Here is a 25,818-nt window from a genome sequence, read left to right on the forward strand (position 1 = left end):
ATTCAGGGAGGATTTCAGCATGGGCGCATTGGACGGAAAGGTCGTCCTGGTCACGGGCGGCGGCAACGGCATCGGGCGCGACTGCGCCCTGATCGCGGCGGCCGAGGGCGCGAAGGTTCTGGTCAACGACCTGGGCGGCGGCCTGAAGGGCGAGGACGAGGGCTCGGCGGGCCCGGCCGAGGAGGTCGCCCGGCTCATCCGCGAGCGCGGCGGCGAGGCGGCCTCCAACTCCGACAGCGTCACCAGCTACCGCGCCGTCCAGGGCATGGTGGAGCAGGCGCTGGACACCTTCGGCGGCCTGCACGCGGTGATCAATCCCGCCGGCATCCTGCGCGACGTGATGTTCCACAAGATGTCGGAAGACGACTGGGACCGCGTCATCGACGTCCACATGCGCGGCTCGTTCAACGTGGCTCGCGCGACCATCGAGCTGTTCCGCGACCAGCAGGACGGCGCCTACATGTTCTTCACGTCCACCTCGGGCCTCTACGGCAACATCGGCCAGGCGAACTACGGCGCGGCCAAGATGGGCATCGCGGGCCTGTCGCGGATCATCGCCATGGAGGGCGCCCGCAACAACGTCCGCTCCAACTGCATCGCCCCCGTCGCCTGGACGCGGATGACCCAGTCGGTGCCGATCCGCGACGAGGCCCATGCCGCCCGCCGCGCCGTGATGGCCGAGAAGATCCGCCCCGACCAGCCGGCCCGATTCTCGGTGGCCATGGTCAGCCCCGAGGCGGCGAACGTCTCGGGCCAGGTGTTCGGCGTCTCGGGCGAGAACATCATCCTCTATTCCCAGCCCCGGCCGATCGAGACCTGCTCGAAGCCGGAGGGCCAGGAATGGACGGTGCAGAGCATCCTGAAGGAAGCCGTCCCGCAGATGGCGCCCAAGTTCTACGACCTCGGCGGCGCTGCGCCCGCGCCCAAGAAGCAGCCGGCCTGAGGCTAGCCGCCGGCGAGGCGTCTCAGCGCCTCGCCGTCCAGCCGGCGCACCGTCCACTCGGTCATCGCCCCGGCGCCGAGGCTGTCGTAGAAGGCGATCGAGGGCGCGTTCCAGTTCAGCACCGCCCACTCCAGCCGGCCCAGGTCCGCCTCCACGCACCGTTCCGCCAGCCGGCTGAGCAGCGCCTTGCCGGCCCCCAGCCCACGCGCCTCGGGCCGCACGAACAGGTCCTCGAGGTAGATCCCGGCCCGGCCGCGGAAGGTGGAGTAGTTGTAGAACCACAGGGCGAAGCCCACGGGCGTCCCGTCCGCCTCGGCGATCTCGCAGAAGGCCCGCGGGTTCTCGCCGAACAGGTCGCGCCGGATGTCGGCCTCGGTGGCCTCCACCTCGTGCAGCAGCCGCTCGTACTCGGCCAGTTCCCGGATGAACGACAGGATCAGCGGCGCGTCGGCGACCGTGGCGACGCGGACGGCGACGCGGCTCATGCCGGCTCCTGCGCCCGCGCCTTGGAGAAGTCCGGCGGGCGCTTCTCGGCGAAGGCGGCGAAAGCTTCGGCCGCCTCCGGCGACTTGAGCTGGGCCGCGAACAGCCGGCCCTCTTCCTGATAGCGGTCGGCGATCGGCTCGGCCGGCCGGCGCATCAGGGCCTTGGTGGCGGCCACTGACGCCGGAGCCCGCGCCGCCACGGCCTCGGCCGCCGCCCGCGCCCGGGGCCGCAGCTCGCCGGCCGGGACGACGGCGTTGGCGATGCCCCAGGCCTCGGCCTTCTTCGCGTCCACCGCCTCGCCCAGCACGAACATGGCGAAGGCCCGCGCATGGCCGATGCGGGCCGGCAGCAGCATCGAGGACGCCGCCTCCGGCACCAGGGCCAGGTTCACGAACGGCGTCGTCAGCAGGGCGTCCTCGGCCACATAGACCAGGTCGCAGTGCAGCAGCATGGTGACGCCGACGCCCACGGCGCGGCCGTTCACCGCCGCCACGATCGGCGTCCTGGCCCGCTCCAGGGCGTTCAGCAGCGGATTGCCCTTCTCCCGCGCGGCGTTGGCCGACTCGTCGCCCCGGTTCACCGCCGCGAAATCGGCCAGGTCGTTGCCGGCCGTGAACATGTCGCCCTCGGCCTGGATCAGCACGCAGCGGATGTTCGGGTCGGCGTCGGCGGCGTCGATGCCGTCGGCCATCGCCTGGTACATCGCCCGAGTCAGGGCGTTCTTCTTCTCGGGGCGGTTCAGGGTGATCGTCAGGACGCCGCCGGACGTCTCGGTGAGCACATGTTCAGCCATGGCGGCCTCCTTGATGGGATGTTTCCCGTCAAGCTTAGGCGGCGGCGCGGTACCAGTCGATTCCGTCCGCATCCCGCTCGCGCACGGCGAGGCCCCGGCGGCGCAGGCAGTTGAGGTGCGCCAGGCTTTCTCCCGTGGCCAGACCCAGCAGTTCGGGCCCGATCGTCCGGCGGAACAGCACGTGGAAGACGTCGATCACCCGGCGCGGCTCCGCGAGTTCGGCGGCCAGCCGGCGCAGGCTCCGCTCGTGGCCGGCGATCAGGTGGTCCAGCCGCGCGTGCAGTCCGTGGAACGGCTCGTTGTGCGCCGGCAGCACCAGCACCTCGTCCGGCACGCGGGCCTTGATCGCCGAGAGCGAGGTCAGCCAGTCGGTCAGCGGATCGGCCTCGGGCTCGGTCGGGAACACCGAGACGTTCGACGAGATCTTCGGCAGCACCTGGTCGCCCGAGATCATCAGCTTGAGATCGGGACACCACAGCGAGGCGTGCTCGGGGCTGTGGCCGCAGCCCACGACCACCTCCCACTCATGGTCGCCGATCCTGACGCGGTCGCCATCGTTCAGCCGGCGGAAACTGTCCGGCAGCACGTGCAGGCCGCGGCCGAAGCCGCCGAACTTGGCCTTGTACTGGTCGATGGCGTCCTCGTCCCAGCCGCAGGCGCGGTAGAACCGCACCGCCACCTCCGGCGCGTCGCGGCCCGTATCGAGCGCCAGCGACCGGCAGGTCACGAACTCCAGGCGGGTGATCCACAGTTCGCAGTCGAACTTGCGCGTCAGCCAGCCGGCCATGCCGATGTGGTCGGGGTGCATGTGGGTGACGAACACCCGCGTCACCGGCAGGCCCTCCAGCGGCCCTTGGAACGCCGCCCGCCAGGCGTCGCGCGTCGCCACGCCGCCCATGCCGGTGTCGACGATGGCCCAGCCCTCGCCCTCGCGGATCGCCCAGACGTTGATCGCCGCCAGCGCCCCGCCCAGCGGCATGCGCAGCCACTTCACGCCGGGCGCGATGTCGACCGCCTCCCCGGAGGCGGGCCCCACTTCGAAGGGATAGCTGAGTTTCGGCCGCACGATTTCCGCCGGGGCGTCCTCAAGTCCGTCGCGCAAGGCGAACTCCTCGTCGTTCGGGCGCAGCTTCCGGCATTGCCGCTGCGGACGGCAAGCCTCAGCCCTGCTCCGTCATCCAGGCCCGCAGCGCCCGCAGGAACGGCAGGGCCTCGCGGAACTCCTTCTGGGTGAAGGCCTCGCGCAGCTTCTCCATCTTCGGCCGGAGGGCCGTCATGGAACGATTGTAGGCCTCCCGCCCCTCCGCGGTCAGCCGGACCCGCTTCTTGCGCCGGTCCCTCTCGCAGGGTTCGACCACGATAAGCCGCATGGCGTCGAGCCGCTGCAGGGTGTTGGTGATCGCCCCGGGCGTCATCTGCAGGGCCACGGCGATCTGCGCCGGCGTCAGGTCCAGCCCGCGCCGCGCGATCAGGTTCAGCACCTCGAACTGCGGATAGCTCAGGCCCACCGGAAGGCAGTCGCCGATCACCACGCGCACGCCGTGCTCGATCATGCTGATCTCGTCGAACACCTGGACCTCCGGGTGTTCCTCGATCACCGCAGCCATCCGACGCCCTCCGACCCTCCGGACCCGGAGCGAATCACTACCATTCGGCGTCTAAGGATGAATTTCGATGTTGAAGCACCGCCCTGCAGGCGGCGCCGTTGCGAACATGGCGAAAATCAAATGTTCGCCCAAACCTGACGCCATGTGAGGCCGGCACGGGTGGCGGGATGTCGCCGCCCGCCCCCTTCATCCTCGTCTCGGCCGCGCTCGCCCGCGACGGCGTGGCCCGGAACACCATCAACCTGGCGAAGGCCCTCGCCCGCCGCGGTGCTCCTGTGCAGGTGGTCAGCCTTGAGTCCGGACCGCTCGCCGCCGAGCTGGACGGGCTCCCGCACATCCGCCTGGGTCGCGCGCCCGGTCCCCGGCCCCTGGCCCTGGCTCTCGCCGCCCCCGCGCTGGCCCAGCATCTGGCGCGGACCCGGCCCGCCGCGGTCGTGTCCATGGGCAACCACGCACACCTGGCGGTCTGGGCGGCGCTGCGCGGCCTGCCCCACCTCCCGCGCGTCTATCGGATCAGCAACGATCCCTTCCACGCTGGCGAGGGGCCCTTCCAGCGGCTCCTGCGCGAGGGCGGCCTGCGGCTGATCGCGCGCGACGCCACCCGGCTCGTGTCGGTCTCCGCCGCGGCGGCCCAGCGTCCGGTCTTCGACGACGCGCGCCGGCTGGGCCGGCTGGAGGTGATCCCGAACGGCGTCGACGCCGCGCTGGTCCGCGCACGCGCCGCCGCGGCGTGCAAGCATCCGTGGCTGACGGACGGCCGCCCGTTCCTCGTCGCCGTCGGCCGGCTGCACCGGCAGAAGAACTGCGAGGCGCTGATCGAGGCGCTGGCGATCCTCCGCGCCCACGGCCGGCGCGACCTGCGCCTGCTCATCCTGGGCCGCGGCGGCGCGGCCACCCGCGCCCGCCTCACGAACCTGGCGCGGGATCTCGGCGTGGCCCACGCGGTGCGGCTGGAGGGCGAGGTCGAGAACCCGTTCCCGCTGGTGGCGCGCGCCGCCGCCTATGTGCTGCCCTCGCGGTGGGAGGGCGCCTCCAACAGCCTGCTGGAGGCCATGGCGTGCGGCGTGCCGGTGGTCGCCGCCGTCACCGCCGGCAGCGCGCCCGAGGTGCTGGCCGCCGGCCGCTACGGCGCCCTGGCCGAGCCGGAACCGACCGCCCTGGCCCGCGTGATCGCCGCACAGCTCGACCCGGCCAGCCGCGTGCTGCCGAAAGACCGCGCCGCCGACTACGACCTCGCCAAGGCCGTCGAGGCCATGTGCCGGCTCGTCCTCGCCGCCCCTGGCCTTCATGACGAAATCCAAATGCGGCCGGAAGCAGCCCGCCATCCCGGCCCGGTAGAAGCGAGCATCCGGGGGCCAATAAGGAGTACCGACCGATGAACACCAAGATGCTGATCCTCGCCGCCGCCGCAGCGGCCGTCGCCCTGCCCGTCGCGGCCCAGGCGCCAGGCCACGCGTCTGGCCACGCCGCGCCGGCCGTGTCGCTGGCCCAGGCCGTCGCCGCCGCCGAACAGTCCGTGGGCGGCCGCGCCTTCGACGCCGAGCTCGACCATGAGCCCGCCGGCCTCGTCTATGAGATCGGGCTCGTGAAGGACGGCCGCGCCATGGAGGCTCATGTCGACGCCGCCACCGGCAAGGTCATGCGCCAGCAGAAGCTTGCCGCGGTCCGCCTGCCGTTCACCGGCGAGCACCTGAAGGCCGCCCAGGCGGCGCCGCGCACGCTGACCGCCACCATCGCCCTGGTGGAAGGCGCCACCAAGGGCCGGGTCACCGACATCGGGCTGGAGCGCGAAGGCGGCCGGTACTACTACGAGGCCGAGCTCGCCGGCGCTCAGGACCGCGAGGTTCGCGTCGACCTGCGCACCGGCGCGATCACGCCGGTGATCGACTAGGCGCCGGCCGGGAGTTCGGCATGCATGTGCTGGTTGTGGAGGACGACGTCCGCGTCGCCGACCACGTGGTCAAGGGCCTGAAGGCCGAGGGCTGGGTGGTCGACCACGTGGCCGACGGCCGCGAGGCGCTGTTCCGCGTCGCCGCCGAGACCTATGATGTCGTCGTCCTCGACCGCATGCTGCCGAACGTCGACGGCCTCAAGATTCTCCAGACCATGCGCGCCGCCGGCGATCCCACGCCCGTGCTGATCCTCTCGGCGCTGGGCGACGTGGACAGCCGCGTGAAGGGCCTGCGGGCCGGCGGCGACGACTACCTCGCCAAGCCCTTCGCCTTCTCCGAGCTGCTCGCGCGGGTGGAGGCGCTGAGCCGCCGCAAGGCGCCGGTGCAGGAGACCACCTCGCTCTCCCTCGCCGACCTGGAGATGAACCTCATCACGCGGACGGTGACGCGGGGCGGCAAGCCCATCGACCTCACCGTCCGCGAGTTCGGCCTGCTGGAATACCTGCTGCGCAACGCCGGCCGCGTGGTCAGCCGCAGCATGCTGCTGGAGGCGGTCTGGGACTACAGCTTCGATCCCCAGACCAACATCATCGACCAGCACGTCAGCCGCCTGCGCCAGAAGGTGGACAAGGACTTCGATCCGCCGCTGATCCAGACGGTCCGCGGCATGGGCTACAGCCTGCGCGCATGAGGCGGCCGAACCCGCTCCGCAGCCTGACGCTCAGGCTGACCCTGGTCTACATGGCGCTCTTCTACGCCTCGATCGGCTTGATGCTGGGGGCCAGCTACCTGGGCGGCGTATGGCGCCCGCTGCAGGAGGTGGAGCGCCAGCTCACGGTCGAGAGCGACCGCCTTGTCGCCATCCACCGGGCCCAGGGCCGCGACGCCCTGATCCGGGCCCTGGAGCGGCGGGCGGCGCAACCGCGAGGCCGGCTGCCCTACCACGTCCTCATCGCCCCCGACGGCGCGGTGGTGGCCGCCAACCTGCTGGACTGGCCGCGCATCCGCGGCCCCGAGTGGGTGCGCTACGAATTCGGCACCTATGCGACGGGCGCCGAGGAGGAGCACGAGGCCGTGGTCCGCGACCTCGCCCTGCCCGGCGGCTGGCGGCTGCTGGTCGGCCGCGACACCGAGGACCTCGACGAGCGCGAGGACCTGATCACGGAGGCGCTGTCCTGGGGCCTCGGCATGACCCTGGCGCTGGGCGTCATCGGCGGTCTCGTCATGACCTATTCGGTCGCCCAGCGCCTGGAGAGCATCAACCGCGCCGCCCGCGCCGTCATCGCCGGCGACCTCTCCGGCCGCGTCGCCCTGCGCGGCTCCGGCGACGATTTCGACCAGCTCGCCGCCACGCTCAACGAGATGCTGGCCCGCATCGAGCAGCTCGTGGCCTCCATCAGCCGCGTCTCCGACAGCATCGCGCACGAGCTGCGGACCCCGCTCACCCGCCTGCGCGCCGAGCTGGAGGACCTGGCCGCCGCCGAAGATCCGGCCGAGACCCAGGCGCTCACCGCCGCCGCCCTCGACGAGGCCGCCCGCTTGCAGTCGATGTTCGAGGCCCTGCTGCGCATCGCCCGGCTGCAGAGCGGCCCCCAGGTGGCCAGGTCCCGCGTCGACCTTTCGGCCCTGCTCGCCGACGCCGCCGAGCTGCACCGCCCCGCCGCCGAGGACCGCCGGCAGACCCTGACCGAGGCCGTGGAGCCGACCCTCGCCGTCGCGGGCGACCGCGACTTGATCTTCCAGATGGTCTCGAACCTGCTGGACAATGCGATCAAGTTCGCCCCGGAGGGCGGCCGCGTCAGCGTCGAGGGCCGCATGACCACGGGCGGCGTGGCGGTGGTGGTGGCCGACGACGGTCCGGGCGTCCCGCCCGAGGCCCGGGAGCAGGTGTTCGAGCGCTTCTGGCGCGCCGACGGCCAGGCGCCGGGCTTCGGCCTGGGCCTCAGTCTCGTGGCCGCCGCGGCCGAGGCCCACGGCGCCACGATCACCCTTGCCGACAACGGCCCGGGTCTGCGCGTGACGGTGCGCTTTCCGGGCTAGGCCTTGCGGCTGGCCACCCAGCGGTTCACCCGCGACTCCAGGACCGGCAGCGGCAGGGACCCGGCGCCCAGCACCGCCTCGTGGAAGCCCTTCAGGTCGAACCTGGCGCCCAGGTCCTTCCGCGCCTGCTCGCGCAGCGCCAGGATCTTGACCATGCCCACCTTGTAAGAGGTCGCCTGGCCCGGATTGACGAAGTAGCGGCGGATTTCCGAGCGGATCTTGCCGATCGGCTGCGGCGAGTTCGAGGAGTAGAACTCCAGCGCCTGGGCCTCGCTCCAGCCCTTGGCGTGGATGCCGGTGTCGACCACCAGGCGGATCGCCCGCCAGATCTCGCGGCCCAGCCGGCCGAAGTCGCTGTAGGGATCGGTGTAGAAGCCGGCTTCCTTGGCCAGCAGCTCCACGTAGAGGCCCCAGCCCTCGATATAGGCGCCGTAGCCGTACTGGCCCCGGAATGCAGGCGCGCCCGTCATCTCCTGGGCCAGCATGATCTGCATGTGATGGCCCGGCCAGCCCTCGTGGTAGCAGGTGCCCTCGATCTCGTAGATCGGCGTGGCCCGGGTGTCGGCCAGGTGCACGTAGAAGATGCCCGGCCGTGAGCCGTCCGGCGCGCCCGAGCTGTAGTGCGCCGCCCCGCCCGGCTCTTCGCGGAAGCTCTCGACGCGCTTGACGATCAGCGGGGCCTTCGGGATGCGGCTGAAATACTTCGGCAGCGCCGCGTACATGCCCGCCAGATAGTCCTCGGCCATCTTCAGGTAGCGGGCCCGGCCGGCGTCGTCGTTGGCGACGTAGAAGCGGTCGTCCGTCCGCATGAAGACGAAGAACTCCTCCAGCGTGCCGGAGAAGCCGATCTTGGCCTTCAGCTGCTCCATCTCGCCGCGGATGCGCTTCACCTCCGACAGGCCCAGTTCGTGAATCTGGTCGGCGGTGAGGTCGGTGGTCGTCTGCTGGCGCAGCATGGCGTTGTAGAAGGCCGCGCCGTCGGGCAGCGCGCCGGCCCCCTTGGCCTCGGGCGTCGTGTTCGCCGCATCGGCGGCAAGCCACGCGGCGAGCCGGTCGTAGGCCGGCTTCATCTTGCCCGTCATGGCGTCGGCAAGCGCCTTGGTCATCCGGTCGGCCTCGGCCTGCGGCAGCTTCAGCGCCGCGATCTTCTCCTTGCCGTCGGCGAACAGGGCGGAGTCCTCGCCGGCGGAGAACGGGGCGCCGGTCGTCAGGCGCTTCACCTCCTCGGCGGACTGTTCGTAGGCGAACCGCGGCATCCGCACGCCGTTGGCGGCGGCCTTCTTCGCCCGCTCGAGCTGGACGTCCACGGCGGGGCCGATCTGGGCCACGCGGCTGATGTAGGCGGCCATGTCCGCGGGCGTGTCCACGCGGTGCTGGTTGATCATGAAGTTGGGCAGGCGGGTGTGATAGCCGCCGCGGTCGAAGATGTAGTTGTGGTCGCGCCAGCGGTGGGCTTCCTCGGCACGGTCGAGCTCCAGCGCCCACATCTCGAACGACACCCGCGCATCGTCCGACAGCTTGGCCGGATCGAAGCGGCGCTTCATTTCCGCCACGCTCTGCCGCCGCCAGGCCAGCTTCTTCGCCGCCGCCGCGTCCGAGTGGTCGGTCAGCCGGTCGTACTGCTCCTTGCGCCCGAGGCCCGTGAGCTCCAGCGGGTCCATCTGCAGCTCTTCCTCGAACTCGGCGTCGAGGTAGGCGGTGAGCTGGCGGTCGAGGTCCGACTGGGCCGCCGCCGCCACGGGCGAGAGCATGGTCGCCGCAATGAGCGAAAGACCGAAATCACGTCGGGAAAGCCGCATACCCACTCCTGTCGAGACAATAGCGGCGCGAAGCTAACCGGCTCCGCGCCGCCGCGACAGTCGTCGGGAAATTAAAACGCCGTCACTTCACCAGGGCGTCGTAGATCCACGTCCGGTTCTTGCGCTGGTACTCGCTGGCCGCTTCCCGGGCCTGCACCATGAACACCATGAAGACCTCGTTCTTCGGGTCGACCCAGAACTCGGTGCCGGCGATGCCCCACCACGAGAACGTGCCGTTCCCCGGCCGCTGCACCGTGTCGTCCAGCACCAGGCTGAAGCCCAGGCCGAAGCCCATGCCGCGGCCCGGGAAGAACATGCCCGCCTGGCGGATCTCCGGCGTCGTCTCGTCCTGGCGCATGCGCATGAGCGTTTCCTTCTTCAGGATTCGCACGCCCTTGTACTCGCCGTCGCCGGCCAGCATCAGCACGAAGCGCAGATAGTCCTCGGTCGTCGAGGACAGGCCGCCGCCGCCCGACAGGAAGGGCGTCGGCTTGGCGTAGTCGTAATAGACCATCGGGTCGCCCTTGGCGGGCTCGGCGAACCGAGCCCGCTTGGCCTCGGGCTGGTAGAAGGCGGTGTCGGTCATGCCCAGCGGGGCCGTGATCCGCTCCCGGATCAGCACATCCAGCGGCTTGCCGCCGGCGACTTCCACCACGGCGCCCAGCACGTCGGTCGAGCGGGAATAGTTCCAGGCCGTGCCGGGCTCGGCCTTCAGCGGCAGCTTGGCGATGACCTTGGCGTATTCGCGGTTCGGCAGGTCGTTGCGGTTCTCGCCGCCCGCCGCCCAGGCCTTGCCTATCGGCGAGCCGGGCTGGACGAAGCCGTAGATCAGGCCCGAGGTGTGGCTCATCAGGTGCCGCACCAGCATCGGCTTCGTGGCCGGAACCGTCGTCCCGTCGTTCTGCCAGACCACGAGGTTGGCGTACTCCGGCAGGTACTTCGAGACCGGGGCGTCGATGTCGAGCTTGCCCTCTTCCACCAGCGTCATGGCCGTCACCGACACGATCGGCTTGGTCATGGAAAAGACGCGGAAGATGGTCTCGTTGGTGACCGGCGCCGTCTGGCCCGGACCCTGGACGCCGAAGCCCTCCTCGAACGCCACCTTGCCCTTGCGGCCCACCAGCAGGTATGCGCCGGCAATCTTGCCCGAGGCCACGTCGGCCTTCAGCCCCTGTCGCGCGACGTCCAGCTTCGCCGGGTCGAAGCCCAGCGCGGCGGCGTCGCCCTTCACGATCGACGAGACGGCCGGATCGACCGTCTTCGGCGACCGCGCCTCGGCCGCGCCCGCGAACGCCAGCGCCGTCGCCAGCGCCAGACCCGCCGCCCCCAGATACCTGCTCTTCATGACTGTGCCTCCCCAGCGTCTTTTAGAACATGCGGTTTGGCACGGCTTGGCGCCAGCCGTGTTTCAGGCGTGTCACTCGCATCGCCCTGCCGCCCGCTTACGTCGCCCGCGCGGCGCGCCGGCGCTCGAACTCCTGGGCAAGCGCGCCGACGGTGATCTCGCCGAGCCGCCTGAGCAGTCGCGCCTCGGCCTCCCGCAGGGCCTCGCTCACCGCGTCGTTGACGGCCTGCTCCACCAGACAGGCCGGGTCATCCTGTGTGACGCCCAGGGCGAAGACGGTCGGCTGCCCTAGGGCGTCGTAGACGTCGCGCAGCGTGATCTGCTCGAGCGGCCGCGCCAGGGTCCAGCCGCCGCCATGTCCCTTCTCCGAAGTGACGTAGCCCTGCTCCCGCAGCCCGGCCATGGCTCGGCGAACCACCACCGGATTGGTGTTGAGCATGCGCGCGATCAGTTCGGATGTGACAGGGCCGTCGTGACGATCCATGTGGATCAGCACGTGCAGCATCCGTGAGAGTCGGCTGTCGCCCCGCATCGCACCGCCGTTCTATCACGCCGCCTCTCGAAACAAAAGAAGTTGCATAACAGGATCGGCCGGGCCATTTTCATGTAACTTCTAATATTCCAAAAGGTGCGACATGGATTATGACGCGATCGTCGTCGGCGGCAGCTTCGCCGGTCTCTCCGCCGCGATGCAGCTCACCCGGGCCCGGCGGCGGGTGCTGATGGTCGACGCGGGACAGCCGCGCAATCGCTTCGCCGCCCATTCTCACGGCTTCCTCGGCCAGGACGGCGTCGCCCCGGCCGCCATCGTACGGCAGGGGCTCGGCCAGCTCTCCGCCTATCCCACCTTCGATTTCGCGAGCGACGTGGCGACCGCCGCCGAGGCGGAAGGCGGCGGCTTCCGTGTCCGGATGGCGGGCCGCGGCGAGGCGACGGCGCAAAGGCTCGTGCTCGCCACCGGCCTCATCGACGAGCTCCCGCTGCCGTCGATGGCGTCCCGCTGGGGTGTGAGCGTCCTCCACTGCCCCTACTGCCACGGTTATGAAGTGCGCGATGGCCGGATCGCCGTCGTCGCGAACCATCCGATGGCCGCGCACCAGGCCCTGCTGCTGCCGGACTGGGGGCCGACGACCTACTACACGCAGGGCGCCTTCGAGCCTTCGCCGGAAGAGCTTGCACAGCTCCAGGCGCGGGGCGTGGCGATCGAGCGCACGCCGGTAGCGGAGCTGCTCGGCGACGGCCCGTCGACCGACGCTCTGCGCCTCGCGGACGGACGCATCGTTCCCGCCGATGCCGTCTTCACCGCGCCCCGCACGCGGATGGCCAGCCGTCTGGCCGAACAGCTCGGCTGCGCCTTCGCCGACGGCCCGACCGGGCCGTACATCCAGGTGGACGATATCAAGCGCACGACGATCGAGGGCGTATTCGCGGCGGGCGACGCCGCACAGCCGATGCACAACGCCACGCTCGCCTCGGCGGCCGGCGTGATGGCGGGCGTCTCGGCCCACCGGTCGCTGGTCCTGGCCGCAGCGGCCTAGTCGGCGCCCGCCCGCGTCTCGGCCAGGCCTTGCCGCGCCAGTTCGTCGGCCCGTTCGTTCAGCTCGTGGCCCGCATGGCCCTTGACCCAGCGCCAGTCCACCTGGTGCCGCGCCCGCGCCTGGTCCAGCCGCTTCCAGAGGTCGTCGTTCTTCACCGGCTTCTTGTCGGCGGTCAGCCAGCCGCGCTTCTTCCACGAGTGGATCCACTCGTGGATGCCCTTCTGGACGTACTGGCTGTCGGTGTGCAGCTCGACCCAGCAGGGCTTGGTCAGCGCCTCCAGCGCCTGGATCGCCGCCATCAGCTCCATGCGGTTGTTGGTCGTGGCCAGCTCGCCGCCGCGGATCTCCTTACGCTTGTCGCCGTACAGCAGGATCGCGCCCCAGCCGCCCGGCCCCGGATTCCCCGAACAGGCGCCGTCCGTGTAGATCACCACCTGCGGCGTCATTCGGCCGACGCGGTCCCGAACAGCACGAGATCGGGCGAGCTGCGGTGAACCGCGAGCTTGCGCTCGTACTCCAGCGGGTCCTTCGGCTTCACCAGCGCGCCGGCCGGCGTCGCGCCCCAGTCGTGCAGGCGCGTCAGGAAGAACCGCATCGCCGCCCCGTGGGCCAGCACCGGCAGCGCCGCGCGTTCGGCCTCGCTCAGCCTGCGGCGGCTCTCGTAGCCCGCCACCAGCGCCCGGGCCGCGGTGATGTTGAAGCTGCCGTCCGGCTCGAAGCACCAGGCGTTCAGGGCGACGGCGATGTCGTAGGCCAGGGCGTCGTTGCAGGCGAAGTAGAAGTCGAAGGCCGCGGCGAACTTGCCGCCCTGGAAGAAGACGTTGTCCGGGAAGTAGTCGGCGTGGATCACGCCCTGCGGCAGGCCCTTCGGCCACCGCTGGGCCAGGCTTTCCAGATCCTGGGCGATCACCTTGGCGAGGCCCGGCTTCAGCCCCTCGGCGGCGGCGTGCAGGCTCTCGAACATCGGCGCCCAGGCCGCCTGCCCCAGGTCGTTGGCCCGGGTCATCGGAAATCCCTGCTGCGCCTCGTGCAGCCAGGCCAGGCTCTCGCCCGCCTCGCGGCAGTGGGCCACCGTCGGCCGGCGCACGGAGAGGCCCGACAGATAGCTCACCATGGCGCAGGGCTTGCCGCGCACCGTCTTCAGGATGTCGCCGTTGCGGTCGGCGATCGGCGTCGCGCAGGGGAAGCCATGCTCGGCCAGCCAGCGCATCAGCCCCAGGAAGTACGGCAGCTCCTCGGGCCGCACGCGCTTCTCGTAGACCGTCAGGAAATAGCGGCCGGTCTCGGTCTCGAGCAGGAAGTTCGAGTTCTCGATGCCCTCGGCGATGCCCTTGAACGACAGCGGCTGGCCCAGGTCGAAATCGGCCAGCAGGTCCGCCAGCTCCGCGTCGGTGATGTCCGTGTAGACCGCCATGCGAGCCGCATGCGGTACGTCGCGGGGCGGGTCAAGCGCCGGCCAGCGCCCGCGGCAGCTTGAAGGTCACGGTCTCGCGCGCGACCTCGGCCTCTTCCAGGGTGACGTCGAAGCGCTCCGCCAGCCGGTCCAGCAGGCCTTGCACCAGCACCTCGGGCGCGGAGGCGCCGGCGGTGACGCCCACCGTCCGCGCGCCGTCCAGCCAGGCGAAGTCCAGCCCGCCGGCGTCGTCGATGAGATAGGCCGCCGCGCCCGCGCGCTTTCCGACCTCGGCCAGCCGCACCGAGTTCGACGAATTGGCGCTGCCCAGCACCAGCAGCACGTCGGCGCGGCCGGCGATCGCCTTCACCGCCTCCTGGCGGTTGGTGGTGGCGTAGCAGATGTCTTCCTTGTGCGGCGCGGCGATGGCCGGGAAGCGGGTCCGCAGCGCCTCGACGATCTCGGCCGTGTCATCCACCGACAGCGTCGTCTGGGTGACGAAGGCCACGTTGGCGGCGTCCTTCGGCTGGAACGCGCGGGCGTCCTCCACCGTCTCGATCAGCGCCACGGCGCCGTCGGGAAGCTGGCCCATGGTGCCCACCACCTCCGGATGGCCGGCGTGGCCGATCAGCACGATCTCGCGTCCGGCGTCGTAGTGGCGCTGGGCCTCCACGTGCACCTTCGAGACGAGCGGGCAGGTGGCGTCGAGGTACAGCATCCTCCGCGCCTTGGCCGCCGCCGGCACCGACTTGGGCACCCCGTGGGCCGAGAACACCACCGGCCGGTCCTCGGGGCACTGGTCCAGCTCCTCCACGAACACCGCCCCCAGCGCCTTCAGCCGGTCGACGACGTGGCGGTTGTGGACGATCTCGTGGCGCACATAGACCGGCGCGCCATAGGTCTCGATGGCCCGCTCGACGATCTGGATCGCCCGGTCGACGCCCGCGCAGAAGCCGCGCGGGCTGGCCAGCAGGACGGTGAGGGGCGGACGGCTCGACATGGCGCGGAACCTAGTGCGCCGGTCGCCTCCGCGCCAGGGTTAGCGCCCGCGGTTGCGGATCAGAACAGCCCGGCCCGCTGGGCGATCACCACCGCCGCGACGATCAGGATCAGCGCCTGGATGATGGTTCCGAACGGCGCCGGCAGCGGCAGCTTCTGCACCGCCCAGGCGAGCAGCGCGGCGACGACGAGGACGATGATTGCGAAGACGAGGATGGACATGTGCAGCTCCAGTCAGGCTTGGCCGTGGTCTGCACAGCGCACAGTGCAGCTCTGCGTTCCCTGGCGCGCGCGCTGAGCCGCGTTGCCGCCGCAATCGTGAGGCTGTAACTAGGCCTCGACTGGCGAGGCTTGCTCGCCGCTTCTCTGTTTTCGAGACGCCTTCCCATGCGCCGCCACCTGCTCGTCGCCGCCGCCGTGGCCCTCACGGCCGCCGCCGCCCTGCCCGAACTCGCCCAGGCCCAGTCGCGTCGCGGCGGCCAGGACCAGCAGCGCCAGCAGGAAGAGGACGCGGCCAAGAAGCGGAAGCGCGACGCCGAATGGGGCAACCGCCAGTCGCCGCTGCCGCAGCTGCGCAACGCCGGCCCCTGCCCGTTCGTGAAGACGCTGTACGACGCCGCCCGCTACGTCGAGTTCAAGGACGGCCGCGAGGCTTCCGCCAACGTCGGCTTCTCGGGCGAGATCCAGGGCATCTCGGCCGGCTGCGAGTACAAGGACGACAAGCCGATCGAAGTGGCCATGGAGGTGCTCTTCGAACTCGGCCGCGGTCCCCAGGCCGAGGGCCGCCAGAAGACCTTCCGCTACTGGGTGGCCGTCACCGACCGCAACCGCTCGGTGCTCGAGAAGCAGACCTTCGAGCTCCCCGTCACCTTCAAGGAAGGCGAGGACCGGGTCTATGTGCGCGAGACCCTGAACCGCATCGTCATCCCGCGCGCCGAGATGACCACCTCCGGCTCCAACTTCGAGATCCTGGTGGGCTTCGACGTGACGCCGCAGATGGCCGCCTTCAACCGTGAGGGCAAGCGCTTCCGCCTGAACGTCGGCGGCCAGGCTTCCAACACCGCAGGCTCGACCACTCCGCAATGAGCGACCTGAAATCGGCCCTGGGCGAAGCGGTCGAGGCCGCCTTCGCCGCCGAAGGCGTTCCCGCAGACCTCGCCCGCGTCACCGCCTCCGACCGTCCCGACCTCGCCGACTTCCAGTCGAATGGCGCGCTCGCCGCCGCCAAGCGCGTGGGCAGGAACCCGCGCGAGATCGCGACCGCCGTCGCCGAACGGCTGAAGGGCGACGCCCGCCTGGCCGCGGTGGAGATCGCCGGCCCCGGCTTCCTGAACCTGAAGGTCTCGGACGACGCGCTGTCGGACCGGGCCAACGCCATCGCCGCCGACGCGCGCGCCGGCGCCGAACGGGTGGCCGATCCGCGCCGGGTGATCGTCGACTACGGCGGCCCCAACGTGGCCAAGCCCATGCACGTGGGCCACCTGCGCGCCTCCATCATCGGCGAGAGCATCAAGCGCCTCTACCGCTTTCGCGGCGACGACGTGGTGGGCGACGCCCACTTCGGCGACTGGGGCTACCAGATGGGCCTGCTGATCGGGGCCGTCATGGACGAGAACCCCGACATCGCCGAGCGCATCGCGGCCATGAAGGACGCCGATCCGAACGGGCCGATCCCGGCCGAGTTCGAGCGCGTCACGCTCGCCGACCTCGACCGGCTGTATCCCGAGGCCGCCGCCAAGGGGAAGGCCGACCCCGCCTACCGCGACCGGGCCCGCAAGCTCACCGCCGACCTGCAGAACCACGACCCCGGCTGCTACCTGCTGTGGCGCCGGTTCCGCGACGTGACCCAGGTGGCGCTGACGCGCGACTTCCACGCGCTGGGCGTCGACTTCGACTGGTGGAAGGGCGAGAGCGACGTCGACCACCTGATCCAGCCGATGGTGGCCGAACTCGACGCCAAGGGCCTGCTGGTCGACGACCAGGGCGCCCGGATCGTGCGGGTCTCCCGCGAAGGGGACAAGCGCGAGCTGCCGCCGCTGCTGGTGGTCTCGTCCGAAGGCTCGGCGATGTACGGCACGACCGACCTCGCCACCATCCTCGACCGCAAGCAGCAGTTCGACCCCGAGCTGGTCATCTACTGCGTCGACCAGCGCCAGGCCGACCACTTCGAGATCGTCTTCCGCGCCGCCTACCTCGCCGGCTACGCCGAGGAAGGCCGGCTCGAGCACATCGGCTTCGGCACGATGAACGGGACCGACGGCAAGCCCTTCAAGACGCGCGAGGGCGGCGTCCTGAAGCTGAACGACCTCATCGAGATGACCCGTTCCAAGGCCCGCGAGCGCCTGCACGAGGCGGGCCTCGGCGAAAACCTGCCGGAAGCCGAGTTCGAGGACATCGCCGGCAAGGTCGCCGTCGCCGCCCTGAAGTTCGCCGACCTGCAGAACTTCCGCGGCACCTCCTACGTCTTCGACCTCGACCGCTTCACCAGCTTCGAGGGCAAGACCGGCCCCTACCTGCTGTACCAGGCGGTGCGGGTGAAGAGCCTGCTGCGCAAGGCCGCCGACGAGGGCGCCGAAGCCGGCCGCGTCGTCGTCGCCGAGCCGGCCGAGCGCGATCTCGTCCTGACCCTCGACGCCTTCGAGACGGCGCTCGCCGAGGCCTACGACAAGAAGGCCCCGAACGCGCTGGCCGAGCACGCCTACCGGCTCAGCCAGGCGTTCTCGAAGTTCTACGCCGCCTGCCCGATCCTGGTCGCCGCACCGCCGGTCCGCGCCTCGCGCCTGACGCTCGCCGCCGCCACGCTCAAGCAGCTCGAGCTCGCGCTCACCCTGCTCGGCATCGAGACGCCGGAGAGGATGTAGGGAGCGGATGTAGGAGCGGACCTAGGGGTCACGCGGCGGGGTCGTCGCGCCGCGCCTCTTCCGCCCGCCGCTCGGTCTCCGCCCGCCGGCGCAGCCTTAACCACAGCAGGGCGGCGAACACCACGACCGCCAGCCCCACCAGGGCCAGCAGCCACCAGAACGTCTCATGCGAGCCGGTCATCCCGACGCTCCTCCCGTCAATCGCGCGAGGAAACGCCGCGATCGCGACGCAAGTTCGGCGGAACCTCAGCGGCCGCCCGGTCCCGTCACCTCCAGCCCGCGCTGCGCGAGCGCGGCGGCCACGCCGTCCTCGGCCAACAGCATCCGCAGGCTGACCACCGCCACGGCGTGACCGGGCGTTTCCAGCGCCTTGGCGATGGCCGCCGCCTGGTCGGTCCGCGCCTGGCGCCAAAGCTCGGCGCCGCCGGCCAACAGCAGGACGCACTTCTCGAAGCTGCGCGGTTCGGCGAGCGCTCCCGCCACGTCGCCGTGCGCCCAGGCCCGCGCCGCCGCCAGCGTGCGCCCGGCCGGCGCCTCAGCGTCGTCCAGCGCCTGGTCCAGGCAGCGCTCGTGCAGCTCCGGCGTCAGGCTGGCCATCGCCTGGCGGACGTAGGGCATGGCCGCATAGCGGACGGGATAGCTGGGCTTCACCTTGGCCCGCTTGGCGGCGTCCAGCACGGTGCGAGACACCGGCTTGCCCTTGGCGCCGCGCCGGCTGTCGGCGAGCAGCATCTGGCCGGCCACGAGCGGCGTCCATCCGGCATAGCGCCTGGCCGGCTGCCCCGCCCGGTCGCGCGCCGCGACGAAGCGCGCCCGCAGCGGCTCGGGAAGCGTCGTCTCCAGCGGCGTCTTCGACTTGAGCTGGCCCCGCGCGCGCAGCAGCGCCGGCACTTCGGTCAACTTGGCGGTCAGTCCGATCCGGTCGCCGACGATCAGGGTGTTGGCGCCCTTCAGCCGCCGCTCGAGCGTTCGGCTGTCCCAGGTCACGCCGGCCGGCAGGTCGTCGCTCGCCACGCCCAGGATCCAGACCGTCGTGTCGGCGTCCCGCACCGACCACCAGGCGGGCCCCGGCTCGGCCGCCCGCACCACCAGTTCCTCGACGACCGTCGCCTCGGGATCGGGCAGCGCCTGGGCCTGCGCCGCGCTCGCCGCCCCGCCCGCCATGACCGCCGCCGCGAGCACCGCGGCTCCGAACCATGCCTTCATCGACGTCCCTCCACCTGGCGCAGAGATCGCGGGCGGATGCGGCGAAAGCTTGACCTTGGGCGGAGAGGGCGGGTGCGGGAGAGGGACAGACCCTCTGGCGGGCGAGGGACGGAAGCGCGCCAGAGGGTCGTCGACCAGCAGAAGCGCCGGAAGCTGCGGCGCACGGGATCAATGGCGGCTAAGGTCCAGCCGTTCCCGGACCCCGTATAAGCACGGTACCCGACACAAGCCGGGGGTCAGCGCCGGGCGCGGGCGTCGGCCGTCGCCGCGTTCAGCTTGCGGATCCGCGCCTCGTACAGCGCCGCCAGCTTCGAAGGGTCCGACACCCCGTTCCGCGCATCCCGCCAGGCAAGCTGGCGGCTGCGCAGCACGTCGCGATCGGCATGGGCCGCCAGGGCGTCGGCATAGGCCTGGCGCAGGTCCTTCTGCAGGCGCTGCAGCTCGGGATCGCCGCAGATCGCCCGGTCGGCCGGCGTGGCCTCCGCCGCACAGGTGTCGGCCGCGCTGGGCTTGGCGGGCTCAGGCTTGGCCGGCTCGGGCGCCGGTTCGGGTTCCGGCTCCATCGCCGGCGTCGTCGCCGCGGCGTCGGCGGCGGCTGTCATGGCCTCTTCGGCGGGCAGTTCGGCGAGCTGCGGCTGGGCTGGCGGCGCCGCCTCGGCCAGGACCTCCGGCTCGGGCAGCGGCGGCGGGGGCGGCGGCAGCTGCGCCACGCTCATCGGCGGCGGCTCCGAGGGTTCCGTCGGCAGGGCCAGGGCCTCCCGCAGGCTGCCGCCGACGCCGATCCCCAGCACGACGCCCGCCAGGCCGCCCAGTGCGAATCCCAGCGCGGCTCCAGGCCTGCGCGCCGGCCGCGGAGCCCGGGGGGCAGGCGGCGGCTTCGACGCCCTCGCCGCCTTCGCGGCCTTTGCCGCCTTCGCGGCCTTTGCCGCCTTCGGCGGGCGTCGGGCGCGACTCGGCGCAGGCTCCCGGGCCAGGGTCAGCGGCGGCTCGGCCCCTGTCTCTTGGGCCGCCGCGGGCGGCGGCGGCTGCAGGAACCCGTCGTCCTCTTCGAAGGTCATCGCCGCCGGCTCCAGGGCGGCGTCCACCTCCCACGGTTCAGGCGCCCGTTCCAGCGGGTCGCCCAGGTCGAGGTCGATGATGTGCGGCTCTCCGGCGGGGCGGCGGCGGCCCCCGAACCGTCGCTTGCGCACGTCGCCCGGCTCGTCCTCGCGACGCCGGGCCATCTCCTGCAGGATCTCGTACGACTGGGCCGCTTGGCCGCGCGACCGCGCGCTGTCCAGCAGCTGCCGGAGTTCCGGTCCGCTCAGGGTGGTCAGGTCAAGCTGGGGCAACGGCGTATTCCCGGGCGCGTGTCGACACTCGTCGCCGGCGCCCGTCACTTCACCGACGGGCCACTATCGCCCGGCCGCGCGCCCGCGTGAACAGCGTCATTTCACCGCGTCTCGCCCCTCCCCGAATGGTCATCCCGGAAGCCGCGCAGCGGCTATCCGGGACCCAGGGGCCGCCGCACGGCAGAACCCTCCTGGGTCCCGGCTCTTCGCTTCGCTGCGGCCGGGATGACGAAAGTTTTTGACTTCGCGCCCGTTCTATGTTCTTCTTTTGTTCATGCTGAGCGACGCCGACATGCTGCAGGAGATGGACGCGGGCCTCGCCCATGTCGCCAGCCTCCAGCTCGCGCTCGCCGACAAGCTCCACGGCATGGCCCAGGCGGCGGAAGAGGCGTCCGAGGTGGCCGATCTCGCCAAGGCCCTGGAAGGCGTCAGCCGCTCCCTGCGCCTGACCTATGCGCTCCGCGTGAAGCTGCGGAAGGACGTCCGTTCGCTCGACCGCGAGGAGACCCGCCGCGCCGAGGCTGCCGAAGAGAAAGAGGCCGAGCGCCCCTGGAACCGCATCCGCAACACCGTCCAGACGCTCACCTGGCGCGAAGCCGACTGGGAAGAGGACGAAGAGGTCAACGCCGAACTCGAAGGCCTCCTCGCCTACGAAGCCCTCGACCCGAACTTCATCCACCTGCCCCTCGAACAGCAGGTCGATCGCATCATCCGCAAGCTCGGCCTTACCGCCGCCCCCTATCCTTCCCCACAGGGGGAGGGGGACCGCGAAGCGGTGGAGGGGGCTGAAGCCCACTTTGCCTTCCAAAGCTCCGCCTGAACCCGCCGCCGCGGGATTCAGCCACGAACAAACACGAACCAACACGAACAGCGCGGTTGGTTGTCGTCCCTCAGAGCCTCAGATTAGACCGCGCGCCTCCGGCGCGCCTTCCTCCCGTAAGCCCCCGCGCTTCCGGGCTCGCACCGCATGCGCCGACCCGTTCGTGTGGGTTCGTGTTGGTTCGTGGTTCTCAAGAAGACCGGCGCCGCCCGCGCCGCCCGTCCTCAGTGATGATCCAGCGTCTCGGCGAACCGCACCGGCTGCCCGAGGCTCGGCGCCACGATCTCTCCGTCGCGCATCACCACCCGCCCCCGGATGATCGTCGCCATCGGCCAGCCCCTGGCCTCGAAGCCGTCGAAGGGCGTCCAGCCGACGCGGGTGGCCATGTCCTCGTGACGGATCGTCTTGCGGGCGTTCAGGTCGACAATCGTCAGGTCCGCGTCGTAGCCCACCGCCAGCCGTCCCTTGTCGGCCAGGCCGAAGACCCGGTTGGCTCCATGGCTCGTCAGGTCCACCAGCCGCTCCAGCGACAGACGGCCTTCCGCCACGTGGGTCAGCATCACCGGCAGCAGCGTCTGCACGCCCGGCATCCCGGAAGGCGAGGCGGGATAGGGCCGCGCCTTCTCCTCCTTGGTATGCGGCGCGTGGTCCGAGCCGATCACGTCGGCGACGCCGCTGGCGATCCCGGCCCACAGGCCCTCGCGGTGCTCCGGACCGCGGATCGGCGGGTTCATCTGGGCGTAGCCCTTCAGCCGCTCGTAGGCCTCAGGCCCCGCCAGCGTCAGGTGCTGCGGCGTCACCTCGACGCTCGCCACGTCCTTGTGCTGCGCCAGGTACTCGATCTCCTCGCGCGTCGTCACGTGCAGCACGTGGATCCGCTTGCCCAGCTGCTTGGCCAGCCGCACCAGCCGCTCGGTCGACTGGATCGCCGACTGGGCGTCGCGCACCTCGTAGTGGCTGGTCCAGTCGCCGGTCCGCGCCAGCGGCCGCCGGTCGGCCAGGCGGTACTCGTCCTCGGAGTGGAAGGCGGCGCGCCGGTGGATGTGGCGCAGCACCATCTCGATGCCCTCGTCGTCCTGCACCAGCAGCGTGCCGGTCGACGCGCCCATGAACACCTTGATGCCGCAGCAGCCCGGCAGCCGCTCCAGCTCGCCCAGGAACCTGGCGTTCTCGTGCGTCCCGCCGACGTAGAAGGCGTGGTCGCAGTGCATGCGGTCGGCGGCGCGGGCCAGCTTGTCCTCCAGCGCCGCCGGGTCCGTCGTGGTCGGCTCGGTGTTCGGCATCTCGAAGACGGCGACGACGCCGCCCAGCACCGCCGCGCGGGAGCCGGTCTCCAGGTCTTCCTTCCATTCGAGGCCGGGCTCGCGGAAGTGGACCTGGGTGTCGATCACGCCCGGCATGACCGTCAGGCCGCTCGCGTCGAAGGTCTCGCCGGCGCTGGCCTGGGAAAGGTCGCCGATGGCGACCACCTTGCCGCCGCGCACGCCCACGTCGGCCGCCCCGCGGCCCGCATGGTTCACCACCTCGCCGCCGCGCACGATCAGGTCGTAGGTCTCGGGCATGGGTCAGCCTTCCGTCGCGGCGAGGAGCTCTTTCGCCGCGCGTACCACCTTCTCCACCGGCAGGTCCATCATGTGGCAGATCGCCTGGTCCAGGCCCGGATCGACGCTGCGGATCTGCTCGAACTCGCGGGGCCCCCGCACCGCCCGCGTGTTCGTCCCCCACGGACCGTACAACCGCTCGTCCGAGGGACCGAAGAGGCCGATGGTCGGTGCGCCCGCCGCGGCGGCGAGATGCATCGCCCCGCTGTCGTTGCCGATGAATAGCCGGGCGTGCTTCAGCGCCGCGTAGGCCGTCAGCAGGTCCTTGCCCGTCAGGTCGATGATGCGGCTCTGGGCCACGTCGCGCAGCGGCTTCACGAGGCCTGCATCGCGGGATCCCCCGACGATCATCAGCCGCCCGCCCTGCAGCGGTCCCGGCTCGCGCAGCAGCCGCATGGCCACCTGGGCGAACCGCTCGACCGGCCAGGTCTTACCGATCCAGTTGGCGGCCGGCGCGAGCGCCAGGATCGGCCCTTCGCCCTTCACCAGTTCGGCTGCGTAAGCCTCGGTGTCGGCCGAGGCGTAGAGGAACGGCGCCGCCGGCTCGTCCTCGATCTTCAGGACGCGGGCGGCCTCGATCACCTTGTGCACCGGCTCGGCGCTCTTGCGGTGGATCGCGCGGCGGCGCGTCCGCAGGAACTTCGTCAGCCCCGACCCGCGCAGGTCGACCACCAGGCCCCAGCGGCGCTTGCGCACCTCGCGCCACAGCTCGAACCAGTGGCCGCCGGTCTTCGACTTCTCCATGACGATCACGCGGTCGAGGTTCGGGACCTCGGCGAACAGCGGCGCGGCGACCGGCCCGGCGACGATCGTGAAGCGCGCGTTCGGGATCTCGTCGTGCAGCCGCCGGATGAGCCCCGACGACAGCACGGCGTCGCCGATCCGCGTGGCGGTGATGAACAGAATCGGGAACGGACCGGACGACATGGCGTCTCCAATAGCCGAAGCCGGCGCTGGCGCTCCACCGCGGCGCATCCCAAATTGCCCGGCATGACTGTCGCTTCGCTGAACAGCCGAGCCGTAATCGCCATCGGCGGGCCCGACTGGCGCCCCTTCCTGCAAGGCCTGCTCACCCAGGACGTCGAGACGCTGGAGCCCGGGGAGGCGCGCTTCGGCGCCCTGCTGACGCCCCAGGGCAGGCTGCTGTACGACCTGTTCCTCGTCGGGACCGAGGACGGCGCCCTGATCGACGTGGCCGCCGAGCACCGGGACGCCCTGCTCCAGCGCCTGACGATCTATCGCCTGCGGGCCAAGGTCGACCTCGCCGCCAGCGACCTGCCCGTCTTCGCCGAGTTCCCCGCCGGATCCGCCGGCGTCGCCGATCCCCGCCTGCCCGAACTCGGCCGTCGTATCTACGGTCCGGCCCGGGCCGACGCCGACGAGGCCGCCTACGACGCCCACCGGCTCGCGCTCGGCGTGCCCGGCAGCGCCGACTGGGGAAGCGATAGCACCTATCCCATCGAGGCCGACTTCGACCTGCTCTCCGGCATCGACTTCAAGAAGGGCTGTTTCGTGGGCCAGGAGACCACCTCGCGCATGAAGCGCCGCGGCACGATCAAGAACCGCATGCTGCCGATCGTCTTCGACGGCCCCGCGCCTGAGCCGGGCACGGAGCTGCTGGCCGGCGACCTGCGCGCCGGCGAGGTGCTATCCGGCATGGACGGCCGAGCGATCGCTCTCGTCCGCCTCGACCGCGCGCTCGGGGTCCCGCTCACCGCCGGCGACCGTGCGGCCCAGGTCGAGGTGCCGGCCTGGTTTCCGCAAAGTGCTGGGGATAACGCCGCTTAGATGTCCGGATGCGGCGAAACGGACCTTGAGAAGTTCCGCCGCCTGGGGCGAGGGTGCCCGCGATGAGCCTGACCCGCTGCACCTGGAAGGGGATGAACGGCGATCCGTTCTACGAGCGCTACCACGACGAGGAGTGGGGCGTGCCCGAGTACGACTCCCGCGCCCTGTGGGAGAAGCTGGTGCTCGATGGCTTCCAGGCGGGGCTCTCGTGGATCACCATCCTGCGCAAGCGCGAGGCCTTCCGCGAGGCGTTCGACAGCTTCGATCCCGAGAAGGTCGCCGCCTACGACGACGCCGACCGCGCCCGGTTGATGGCCAATCCCGGCATCATCCGCTCGAACGCCAAGATCGACGCCGCCATCTCGGGCGCGAAGATCTACCTGGACATGCGCGACCGCGGCGAGGACTTCGCCGACTTCTGCTGGGGCTTCGTGGACGGCAAGCCGCTCCAGAATACGTGGGACGCAGGCCAGGTCCCGGCCCAGACGCCGCTCGCCGTCGAGGTGTCCAAGGCGCTGAAGGCCAAGGGCTTCAAGTTCGTCGGCCCGGTGATCGTCTACGCCTGGATGCAGGCCACCGGCCTCGTCAACGACCATCTCACCTGCTGCTTCCGGCACGATGAAGTGAAGGAGCTCGCCCGCTGATGGCCAAGGGTCCGACCCTGCTCCTCGAGAAGGCGTTCGTCGGCGGCCCGGTCTGCGGCGTCGACGAGGCGGGCCGCGGTCCCTGGGCCGGTCCGGTCTCGGCCGCCGCCGTCATCCTCGACCCGAACCCGCGCAAGGTCCCGAAGGGTCTGGACGACTCCAAGAAGCTGTCGGCCAAGGCCCGCGAGAGCCTGGAGATCGAGATCAAGGCCAAGGCGGTGGCCTGGGGCGTCGGTTTCGCCAGCGTCGAGGAGATCGCCAGCCTCAACATCCTGCACGCCACGGGGCTGGCCATGTGCCGGGCCATCGAGGCCATGGCCGTGCAGCCGATGTTCGCCCTCGTCGACGGCAACTACCGCTTCAAGCTGCCGTGCGAGGTGAAGACGGTCGTCGGCGGCGACGGCAAGTCGAAGTCGATCGCCGCGGCCTCCATCCTGGCCAAGGTCGCCCGAGACCGCCTGATGACCGAGATGGACGAGCGCTATCCCGGCTATGGCTTCGCCAGCCACAAGGGCTATCGCGCGCCCATCCACGCCGAGGCCCTGCTCAGCCTCGGTCCCTGCGAGATCCACCGCCTGAACTGGGGGCCGGTAAAGCTGGCGCTGATGGGCAAGGATCCCTTGATGGCTTTCGAGGACGCCCTGCAGGAAGAGCTGCCTTTCGAGGCTTAACCTTCCGTTGACCATGCGCGTCAACGCGCCCTTCACCATAAGGCCCGAGGATTCAGGCTCC

At 71.0% G+C, this 25,818-nt stretch carries 28 protein-coding genes; 12 read left to right on the plus strand and 16 right to left on the minus strand.

What is annotated here, in order from left to right:
- Nucleotides 1-19: 19 nt before the first annotated feature.
- Entirely contained in the window at nt 20-943 is a 924-nt protein-coding gene (locus tag ACO2Q0_RS19170) for an SDR family NAD(P)-dependent oxidoreductase (protein WP_423353112.1), read from the plus strand.
- Between the two features lie 2 nt (nt 944-945).
- Here the strand turns inward: ACO2Q0_RS19170 and ACO2Q0_RS19175 are convergent, their stop codons facing one another.
- The 4 genes from ACO2Q0_RS19175 to ACO2Q0_RS19190 are packed head-to-tail and all read right to left on the minus strand — an operon-like array spanning nt 946 to nt 3,829.
- Complete coding sequence (locus tag ACO2Q0_RS19175; protein ID WP_423353113.1) at nt 946-1,428, minus strand: GNAT family N-acetyltransferase; 483 nt, start codon at nt 1,426-1,428, stop codon at nt 946-948.
- Nucleotides 1,425-2,222 (minus strand): enoyl-CoA hydratase-related protein, encoded by a 798-nt coding sequence (locus ACO2Q0_RS19180; protein ID WP_423353114.1) that lies wholly within the window; start codon nt 2,220-2,222, stop codon nt 1,425-1,427. The genes ACO2Q0_RS19175 and ACO2Q0_RS19180 overlap by 4 nt, the downstream gene beginning before the upstream one ends.
- 34 nt (nt 2,223-2,256) lie before the next feature.
- Nucleotides 2,257-3,324 (minus strand): MBL fold metallo-hydrolase, encoded by a 1,068-nt coding sequence (locus ACO2Q0_RS19185; protein ID WP_423353115.1) that lies wholly within the window; start codon nt 3,322-3,324, stop codon nt 2,257-2,259.
- A 58-nt stretch (nt 3,325-3,382) separates the two neighbouring features.
- Nucleotides 3,383-3,829, minus strand: coding sequence for a MarR family winged helix-turn-helix transcriptional regulator (locus tag ACO2Q0_RS19190; protein ID WP_423353116.1), 447 nt, complete (start codon nt 3,827-3,829; stop codon nt 3,383-3,385).
- Between the two features lie 167 nt (nt 3,830-3,996).
- On the opposite strand from ACO2Q0_RS19190, the gene ACO2Q0_RS19195 reads away from it, so the two are divergent.
- From ACO2Q0_RS19195 to ACO2Q0_RS19210, 4 genes are read left to right on the plus strand one after another with little or no spacing between them, the layout of a single operon-like run.
- Nucleotides 3,997-5,208, plus strand: a complete 1,212-nt coding sequence (locus ACO2Q0_RS19195) for a glycosyltransferase (RefSeq protein WP_423353117.1) — start codon at nt 3,997-3,999, stop codon at nt 5,206-5,208.
- Nucleotides 5,205-5,720, plus strand: coding sequence for a PepSY domain-containing protein (locus ACO2Q0_RS19200; RefSeq protein WP_423353118.1), 516 nt, complete (start codon nt 5,205-5,207; stop codon nt 5,718-5,720). Before ACO2Q0_RS19195 ends, ACO2Q0_RS19200 begins: the two co-directional genes overlap by 4 nt.
- A 20-nt stretch (nt 5,721-5,740) precedes the next feature.
- Nucleotides 5,741-6,412, plus strand: coding sequence for a winged helix-turn-helix domain-containing protein (locus ACO2Q0_RS19205; protein WP_423353119.1), 672 nt, complete (start codon nt 5,741-5,743; stop codon nt 6,410-6,412).
- Nucleotides 6,409-7,761 carry a HAMP domain-containing sensor histidine kinase gene (locus ACO2Q0_RS19210; RefSeq protein ID WP_423353120.1) on the plus strand — a complete coding sequence of 451 codons (1,353 nt, stop codon included), beginning with the start codon at nt 6,409-6,411 and terminating at the stop codon, nt 7,759-7,761. Before ACO2Q0_RS19205 ends, ACO2Q0_RS19210 begins: the two co-directional genes overlap by 4 nt.
- Here the strand turns inward: ACO2Q0_RS19210 and ACO2Q0_RS19215 are convergent.
- The 3 genes from ACO2Q0_RS19215 to ACO2Q0_RS19225 form a co-directional block, all read right to left on the minus strand.
- The gene (locus tag ACO2Q0_RS19215; RefSeq protein ID WP_423353121.1) at nt 7,758-9,560 is read right to left on the minus strand and encodes a DUF885 domain-containing protein; all 1,803 of its coding nucleotides are present in this window, start codon (nt 9,558-9,560) and stop codon (nt 7,758-7,760) included. The two genes, ACO2Q0_RS19210 and ACO2Q0_RS19215, sit on opposite strands and share 4 nt — an antisense overlap.
- Before the next feature lie 82 nt (nt 9,561-9,642).
- A complete protein-coding gene (locus ACO2Q0_RS19220; RefSeq protein WP_423353122.1) occupies nt 9,643-10,905 on the minus strand; it encodes a serine hydrolase domain-containing protein in 1,263 nt (420 codons plus the stop codon).
- A gap of 97 nt (nt 10,906-11,002) precedes the next feature.
- The gene (locus ACO2Q0_RS19225) at nt 11,003-11,437 is read right to left on the minus strand and encodes an RrF2 family transcriptional regulator (protein WP_423353123.1); all 435 of its coding nucleotides are present in this window, start codon (nt 11,435-11,437) and stop codon (nt 11,003-11,005) included.
- A gap of 103 nt (nt 11,438-11,540) precedes the next feature.
- Between ACO2Q0_RS19225 and ACO2Q0_RS19230 the strand changes: the two genes are divergently transcribed.
- Nucleotides 11,541-12,443: an NAD(P)/FAD-dependent oxidoreductase gene (locus ACO2Q0_RS19230; protein WP_423353124.1), complete on the plus strand. Its 903-nt coding sequence runs from the start codon at nt 11,541-11,543 to the stop codon at nt 12,441-12,443.
- Here the strand turns inward: ACO2Q0_RS19230 and rnhA are convergent.
- From rnhA to ACO2Q0_RS19250, 4 genes are read right to left on the minus strand one after another with little or no spacing between them, the layout of a single operon-like run.
- On the minus strand, nt 12,440-12,889 hold the full coding sequence (rnhA, locus tag ACO2Q0_RS19235) for a ribonuclease HI (protein ID WP_423353125.1): 450 nt from the start codon (nt 12,887-12,889) through the stop codon (nt 12,440-12,442). The two genes, ACO2Q0_RS19230 and rnhA, sit on opposite strands and share 4 nt — an antisense overlap.
- A complete protein-coding gene (thrB, locus tag ACO2Q0_RS19240) occupies nt 12,886-13,857 on the minus strand; it encodes a homoserine kinase (protein WP_423353126.1) in 972 nt (323 codons plus the stop codon). The genes rnhA and thrB overlap by 4 nt, the downstream gene beginning before the upstream one ends.
- 31 nt (nt 13,858-13,888) lie before the next feature.
- Complete coding sequence (gene ispH / locus ACO2Q0_RS19245) at nt 13,889-14,836, minus strand: 4-hydroxy-3-methylbut-2-enyl diphosphate reductase (protein WP_423353127.1); 948 nt, start codon at nt 14,834-14,836, stop codon at nt 13,889-13,891.
- Nucleotides 14,837-14,895: 59 nt separating this feature from the next.
- The gene (locus ACO2Q0_RS19250) at nt 14,896-15,057 is read right to left on the minus strand and encodes a hypothetical protein (protein WP_423353128.1); all 162 of its coding nucleotides are present in this window, start codon (nt 15,055-15,057) and stop codon (nt 14,896-14,898) included.
- Between the two features lie 165 nt (nt 15,058-15,222).
- Here ACO2Q0_RS19250 and ACO2Q0_RS19255 point away from each other — a divergent pair, with 165 nt between their 5' ends.
- Entirely contained in the window at nt 15,223-15,921 is a 699-nt protein-coding gene (locus tag ACO2Q0_RS19255) for a Tat pathway signal sequence domain protein (RefSeq protein WP_423353129.1), read from the plus strand.
- Nucleotides 15,918-17,696 (plus strand): arginine--tRNA ligase, encoded by a 1,779-nt coding sequence (argS, locus tag ACO2Q0_RS19260; RefSeq protein WP_423353130.1) that lies wholly within the window; start codon nt 15,918-15,920, stop codon nt 17,694-17,696. Before ACO2Q0_RS19255 ends, argS begins: the two co-directional genes overlap by 4 nt.
- Nucleotides 17,697-17,724: 28 nt before the next feature.
- Here the strand turns inward: argS and ACO2Q0_RS19265 are convergent, their stop codons facing one another.
- The 3 genes from ACO2Q0_RS19265 to ACO2Q0_RS19275 all read right to left on the minus strand — a co-directional run bounded on the left by ACO2Q0_RS19265 (nt 17,725) and on the right by ACO2Q0_RS19275 (nt 20,233).
- The gene (locus ACO2Q0_RS19265; protein ID WP_423353131.1) at nt 17,725-17,877 is read right to left on the minus strand and encodes a hypothetical protein; all 153 of its coding nucleotides are present in this window, start codon (nt 17,875-17,877) and stop codon (nt 17,725-17,727) included.
- Nucleotides 17,878-17,942: 65 nt separating this feature from the next.
- The gene (locus tag ACO2Q0_RS19270) at nt 17,943-18,902 is read right to left on the minus strand and encodes a TraB/GumN family protein (RefSeq protein ID WP_423353132.1); all 960 of its coding nucleotides are present in this window, start codon (nt 18,900-18,902) and stop codon (nt 17,943-17,945) included.
- Nucleotides 18,903-19,138: 236 nt separating this feature from the next.
- Nucleotides 19,139-20,233 (minus strand): hypothetical protein, encoded by a 1,095-nt coding sequence (locus tag ACO2Q0_RS19275; RefSeq protein ID WP_423353133.1) that lies wholly within the window; start codon nt 20,231-20,233, stop codon nt 19,139-19,141.
- Between the two features lie 274 nt (nt 20,234-20,507).
- Between ACO2Q0_RS19275 and ACO2Q0_RS19280 the strand changes: the two genes are divergently transcribed.
- On the plus strand, nt 20,508-21,053 hold the full coding sequence (locus ACO2Q0_RS19280; RefSeq protein WP_423353134.1) for a hypothetical protein: 546 nt from the start codon (nt 20,508-20,510) through the stop codon (nt 21,051-21,053).
- Nucleotides 21,054-21,277: 224 nt separating this feature from the next.
- On the opposite strand, the gene ACO2Q0_RS19285 is transcribed toward ACO2Q0_RS19280, so the two are convergent.
- Nucleotides 21,278-22,615 carry a dihydroorotase gene (locus ACO2Q0_RS19285; protein WP_423353135.1) on the minus strand — a complete coding sequence of 446 codons (1,338 nt, stop codon included), beginning with the start codon at nt 22,613-22,615 and terminating at the stop codon, nt 21,278-21,280.
- Between the two features lie 3 nt (nt 22,616-22,618).
- Nucleotides 22,619-23,581: a glycosyltransferase family 9 protein gene (locus ACO2Q0_RS19290; RefSeq protein WP_423353136.1), complete on the minus strand. Its 963-nt coding sequence runs from the start codon at nt 23,579-23,581 to the stop codon at nt 22,619-22,621.
- A 63-nt stretch (nt 23,582-23,644) separates the two neighbouring features.
- Between ACO2Q0_RS19290 and ACO2Q0_RS19295 the strand changes: the two genes are divergently transcribed.
- The 3 genes from ACO2Q0_RS19295 to ACO2Q0_RS19305 all read left to right on the plus strand — a co-directional run bounded on the left by ACO2Q0_RS19295 (nt 23,645) and on the right by ACO2Q0_RS19305 (nt 25,757).
- A complete protein-coding gene (locus ACO2Q0_RS19295; protein ID WP_423353137.1) occupies nt 23,645-24,442 on the plus strand; it encodes a YgfZ/GcvT domain-containing protein in 798 nt (265 codons plus the stop codon).
- Between the two features lie 62 nt (nt 24,443-24,504).
- The gene (locus tag ACO2Q0_RS19300) at nt 24,505-25,086 is read left to right on the plus strand and encodes a DNA-3-methyladenine glycosylase I (protein WP_423353138.1); all 582 of its coding nucleotides are present in this window, start codon (nt 24,505-24,507) and stop codon (nt 25,084-25,086) included.
- Nucleotides 25,086-25,757, plus strand: coding sequence for a ribonuclease HII (locus tag ACO2Q0_RS19305; protein ID WP_423353139.1), 672 nt, complete (start codon nt 25,086-25,088; stop codon nt 25,755-25,757). Before ACO2Q0_RS19300 ends, ACO2Q0_RS19305 begins: the two co-directional genes overlap by 1 nt.
- Nucleotides 25,758-25,818: the final 61 nt, after the last annotated feature.

The sequence above is a fragment of the Phenylobacterium sp. VNQ135 genome (assembly GCF_049445735.1).
Classification (GTDB): Bacteria; Pseudomonadota; Alphaproteobacteria; order Caulobacterales; family Caulobacteraceae; genus Phenylobacterium.

Excerpts from the sequence above, each read along its gene's own strand:
- rnhA (WP_423353125.1), bottom strand. The coding sequence starts at position 12,889 with ATGACGCCGCAGGTGGTGATCTACACGGACGGCGCCTGTTCGGGGAAT.
- ispH (WP_423353127.1), bottom strand. The coding sequence starts at position 14,836 with ATGTCGAGCCGTCCGCCCCTCACCGTCCTGCTGGCCAGCCCGCGCGGC.
- ACO2Q0_RS19225 (WP_423353123.1), bottom strand. The coding sequence starts at position 11,437 with ATGCGGGGCGACAGCCGACTCTCACGGATGCTGCACGTGCTGATCCAC.
- ACO2Q0_RS19195 (WP_423353117.1), top strand. The coding sequence starts at position 3,997 with ATGTCGCCGCCCGCCCCCTTCATCCTCGTCTCGGCCGCGCTCGCCCGC.
- ACO2Q0_RS19300 (WP_423353138.1), top strand. The coding sequence starts at position 24,505 with ATGAGCCTGACCCGCTGCACCTGGAAGGGGATGAACGGCGATCCGTTC.
- ACO2Q0_RS19210 (WP_423353120.1), top strand. The coding sequence starts at position 6,409 with ATGAGGCGGCCGAACCCGCTCCGCAGCCTGACGCTCAGGCTGACCCTG.
- ACO2Q0_RS19170 (WP_423353112.1), top strand. The coding sequence starts at position 20 with ATGGGCGCATTGGACGGAAAGGTCGTCCTGGTCACGGGCGGCGGCAAC.
- ACO2Q0_RS19280 (WP_423353134.1), top strand. The coding sequence starts at position 20,508 with ATGCTGAGCGACGCCGACATGCTGCAGGAGATGGACGCGGGCCTCGCC.
- argS (WP_423353130.1), top strand. The coding sequence starts at position 15,918 with ATGAGCGACCTGAAATCGGCCCTGGGCGAAGCGGTCGAGGCCGCCTTC.
- ACO2Q0_RS19180 (WP_423353114.1), bottom strand. The coding sequence starts at position 2,222 with ATGGCTGAACATGTGCTCACCGAGACGTCCGGCGGCGTCCTGACGATC.
- ACO2Q0_RS19215 (WP_423353121.1), bottom strand. The coding sequence starts at position 9,560 with ATGCGGCTTTCCCGACGTGATTTCGGTCTTTCGCTCATTGCGGCGACC.
- ACO2Q0_RS19305 (WP_423353139.1), top strand. The coding sequence starts at position 25,086 with ATGGCCAAGGGTCCGACCCTGCTCCTCGAGAAGGCGTTCGTCGGCGGC.
- ACO2Q0_RS19200 (WP_423353118.1), top strand. The coding sequence starts at position 5,205 with ATGAACACCAAGATGCTGATCCTCGCCGCCGCCGCAGCGGCCGTCGCC.
- ACO2Q0_RS19175 (WP_423353113.1), bottom strand. The coding sequence starts at position 1,428 with ATGAGCCGCGTCGCCGTCCGCGTCGCCACGGTCGCCGACGCGCCGCTG.
- ACO2Q0_RS19255 (WP_423353129.1), top strand. The coding sequence starts at position 15,223 with ATGCGCCGCCACCTGCTCGTCGCCGCCGCCGTGGCCCTCACGGCCGCC.
- ACO2Q0_RS19190 (WP_423353116.1), bottom strand. The coding sequence starts at position 3,829 with ATGGCTGCGGTGATCGAGGAACACCCGGAGGTCCAGGTGTTCGACGAG.
- ACO2Q0_RS19265 (WP_423353131.1), bottom strand. The coding sequence starts at position 17,877 with ATGACCGGCTCGCATGAGACGTTCTGGTGGCTGCTGGCCCTGGTGGGG.
- ACO2Q0_RS19230 (WP_423353124.1), top strand. The coding sequence starts at position 11,541 with ATGGATTATGACGCGATCGTCGTCGGCGGCAGCTTCGCCGGTCTCTCC.
- ACO2Q0_RS19295 (WP_423353137.1), top strand. The coding sequence starts at position 23,645 with ATGACTGTCGCTTCGCTGAACAGCCGAGCCGTAATCGCCATCGGCGGG.
- ACO2Q0_RS19250 (WP_423353128.1), bottom strand. The coding sequence starts at position 15,057 with ATGTCCATCCTCGTCTTCGCAATCATCGTCCTCGTCGTCGCCGCGCTG.
- ACO2Q0_RS19290 (WP_423353136.1), bottom strand. The coding sequence starts at position 23,581 with ATGTCGTCCGGTCCGTTCCCGATTCTGTTCATCACCGCCACGCGGATC.
- ACO2Q0_RS19270 (WP_423353132.1), bottom strand. The coding sequence starts at position 18,902 with ATGAAGGCATGGTTCGGAGCCGCGGTGCTCGCGGCGGCGGTCATGGCG.
- ACO2Q0_RS19285 (WP_423353135.1), bottom strand. The coding sequence starts at position 22,615 with ATGCCCGAGACCTACGACCTGATCGTGCGCGGCGGCGAGGTGGTGAAC.
- thrB (WP_423353126.1), bottom strand. The coding sequence starts at position 13,857 with ATGGCGGTCTACACGGACATCACCGACGCGGAGCTGGCGGACCTGCTG.
- ACO2Q0_RS19220 (WP_423353122.1), bottom strand. The coding sequence starts at position 10,905 with ATGAAGAGCAGGTATCTGGGGGCGGCGGGTCTGGCGCTGGCGACGGCG.
- ACO2Q0_RS19205 (WP_423353119.1), top strand. The coding sequence starts at position 5,741 with ATGCATGTGCTGGTTGTGGAGGACGACGTCCGCGTCGCCGACCACGTG.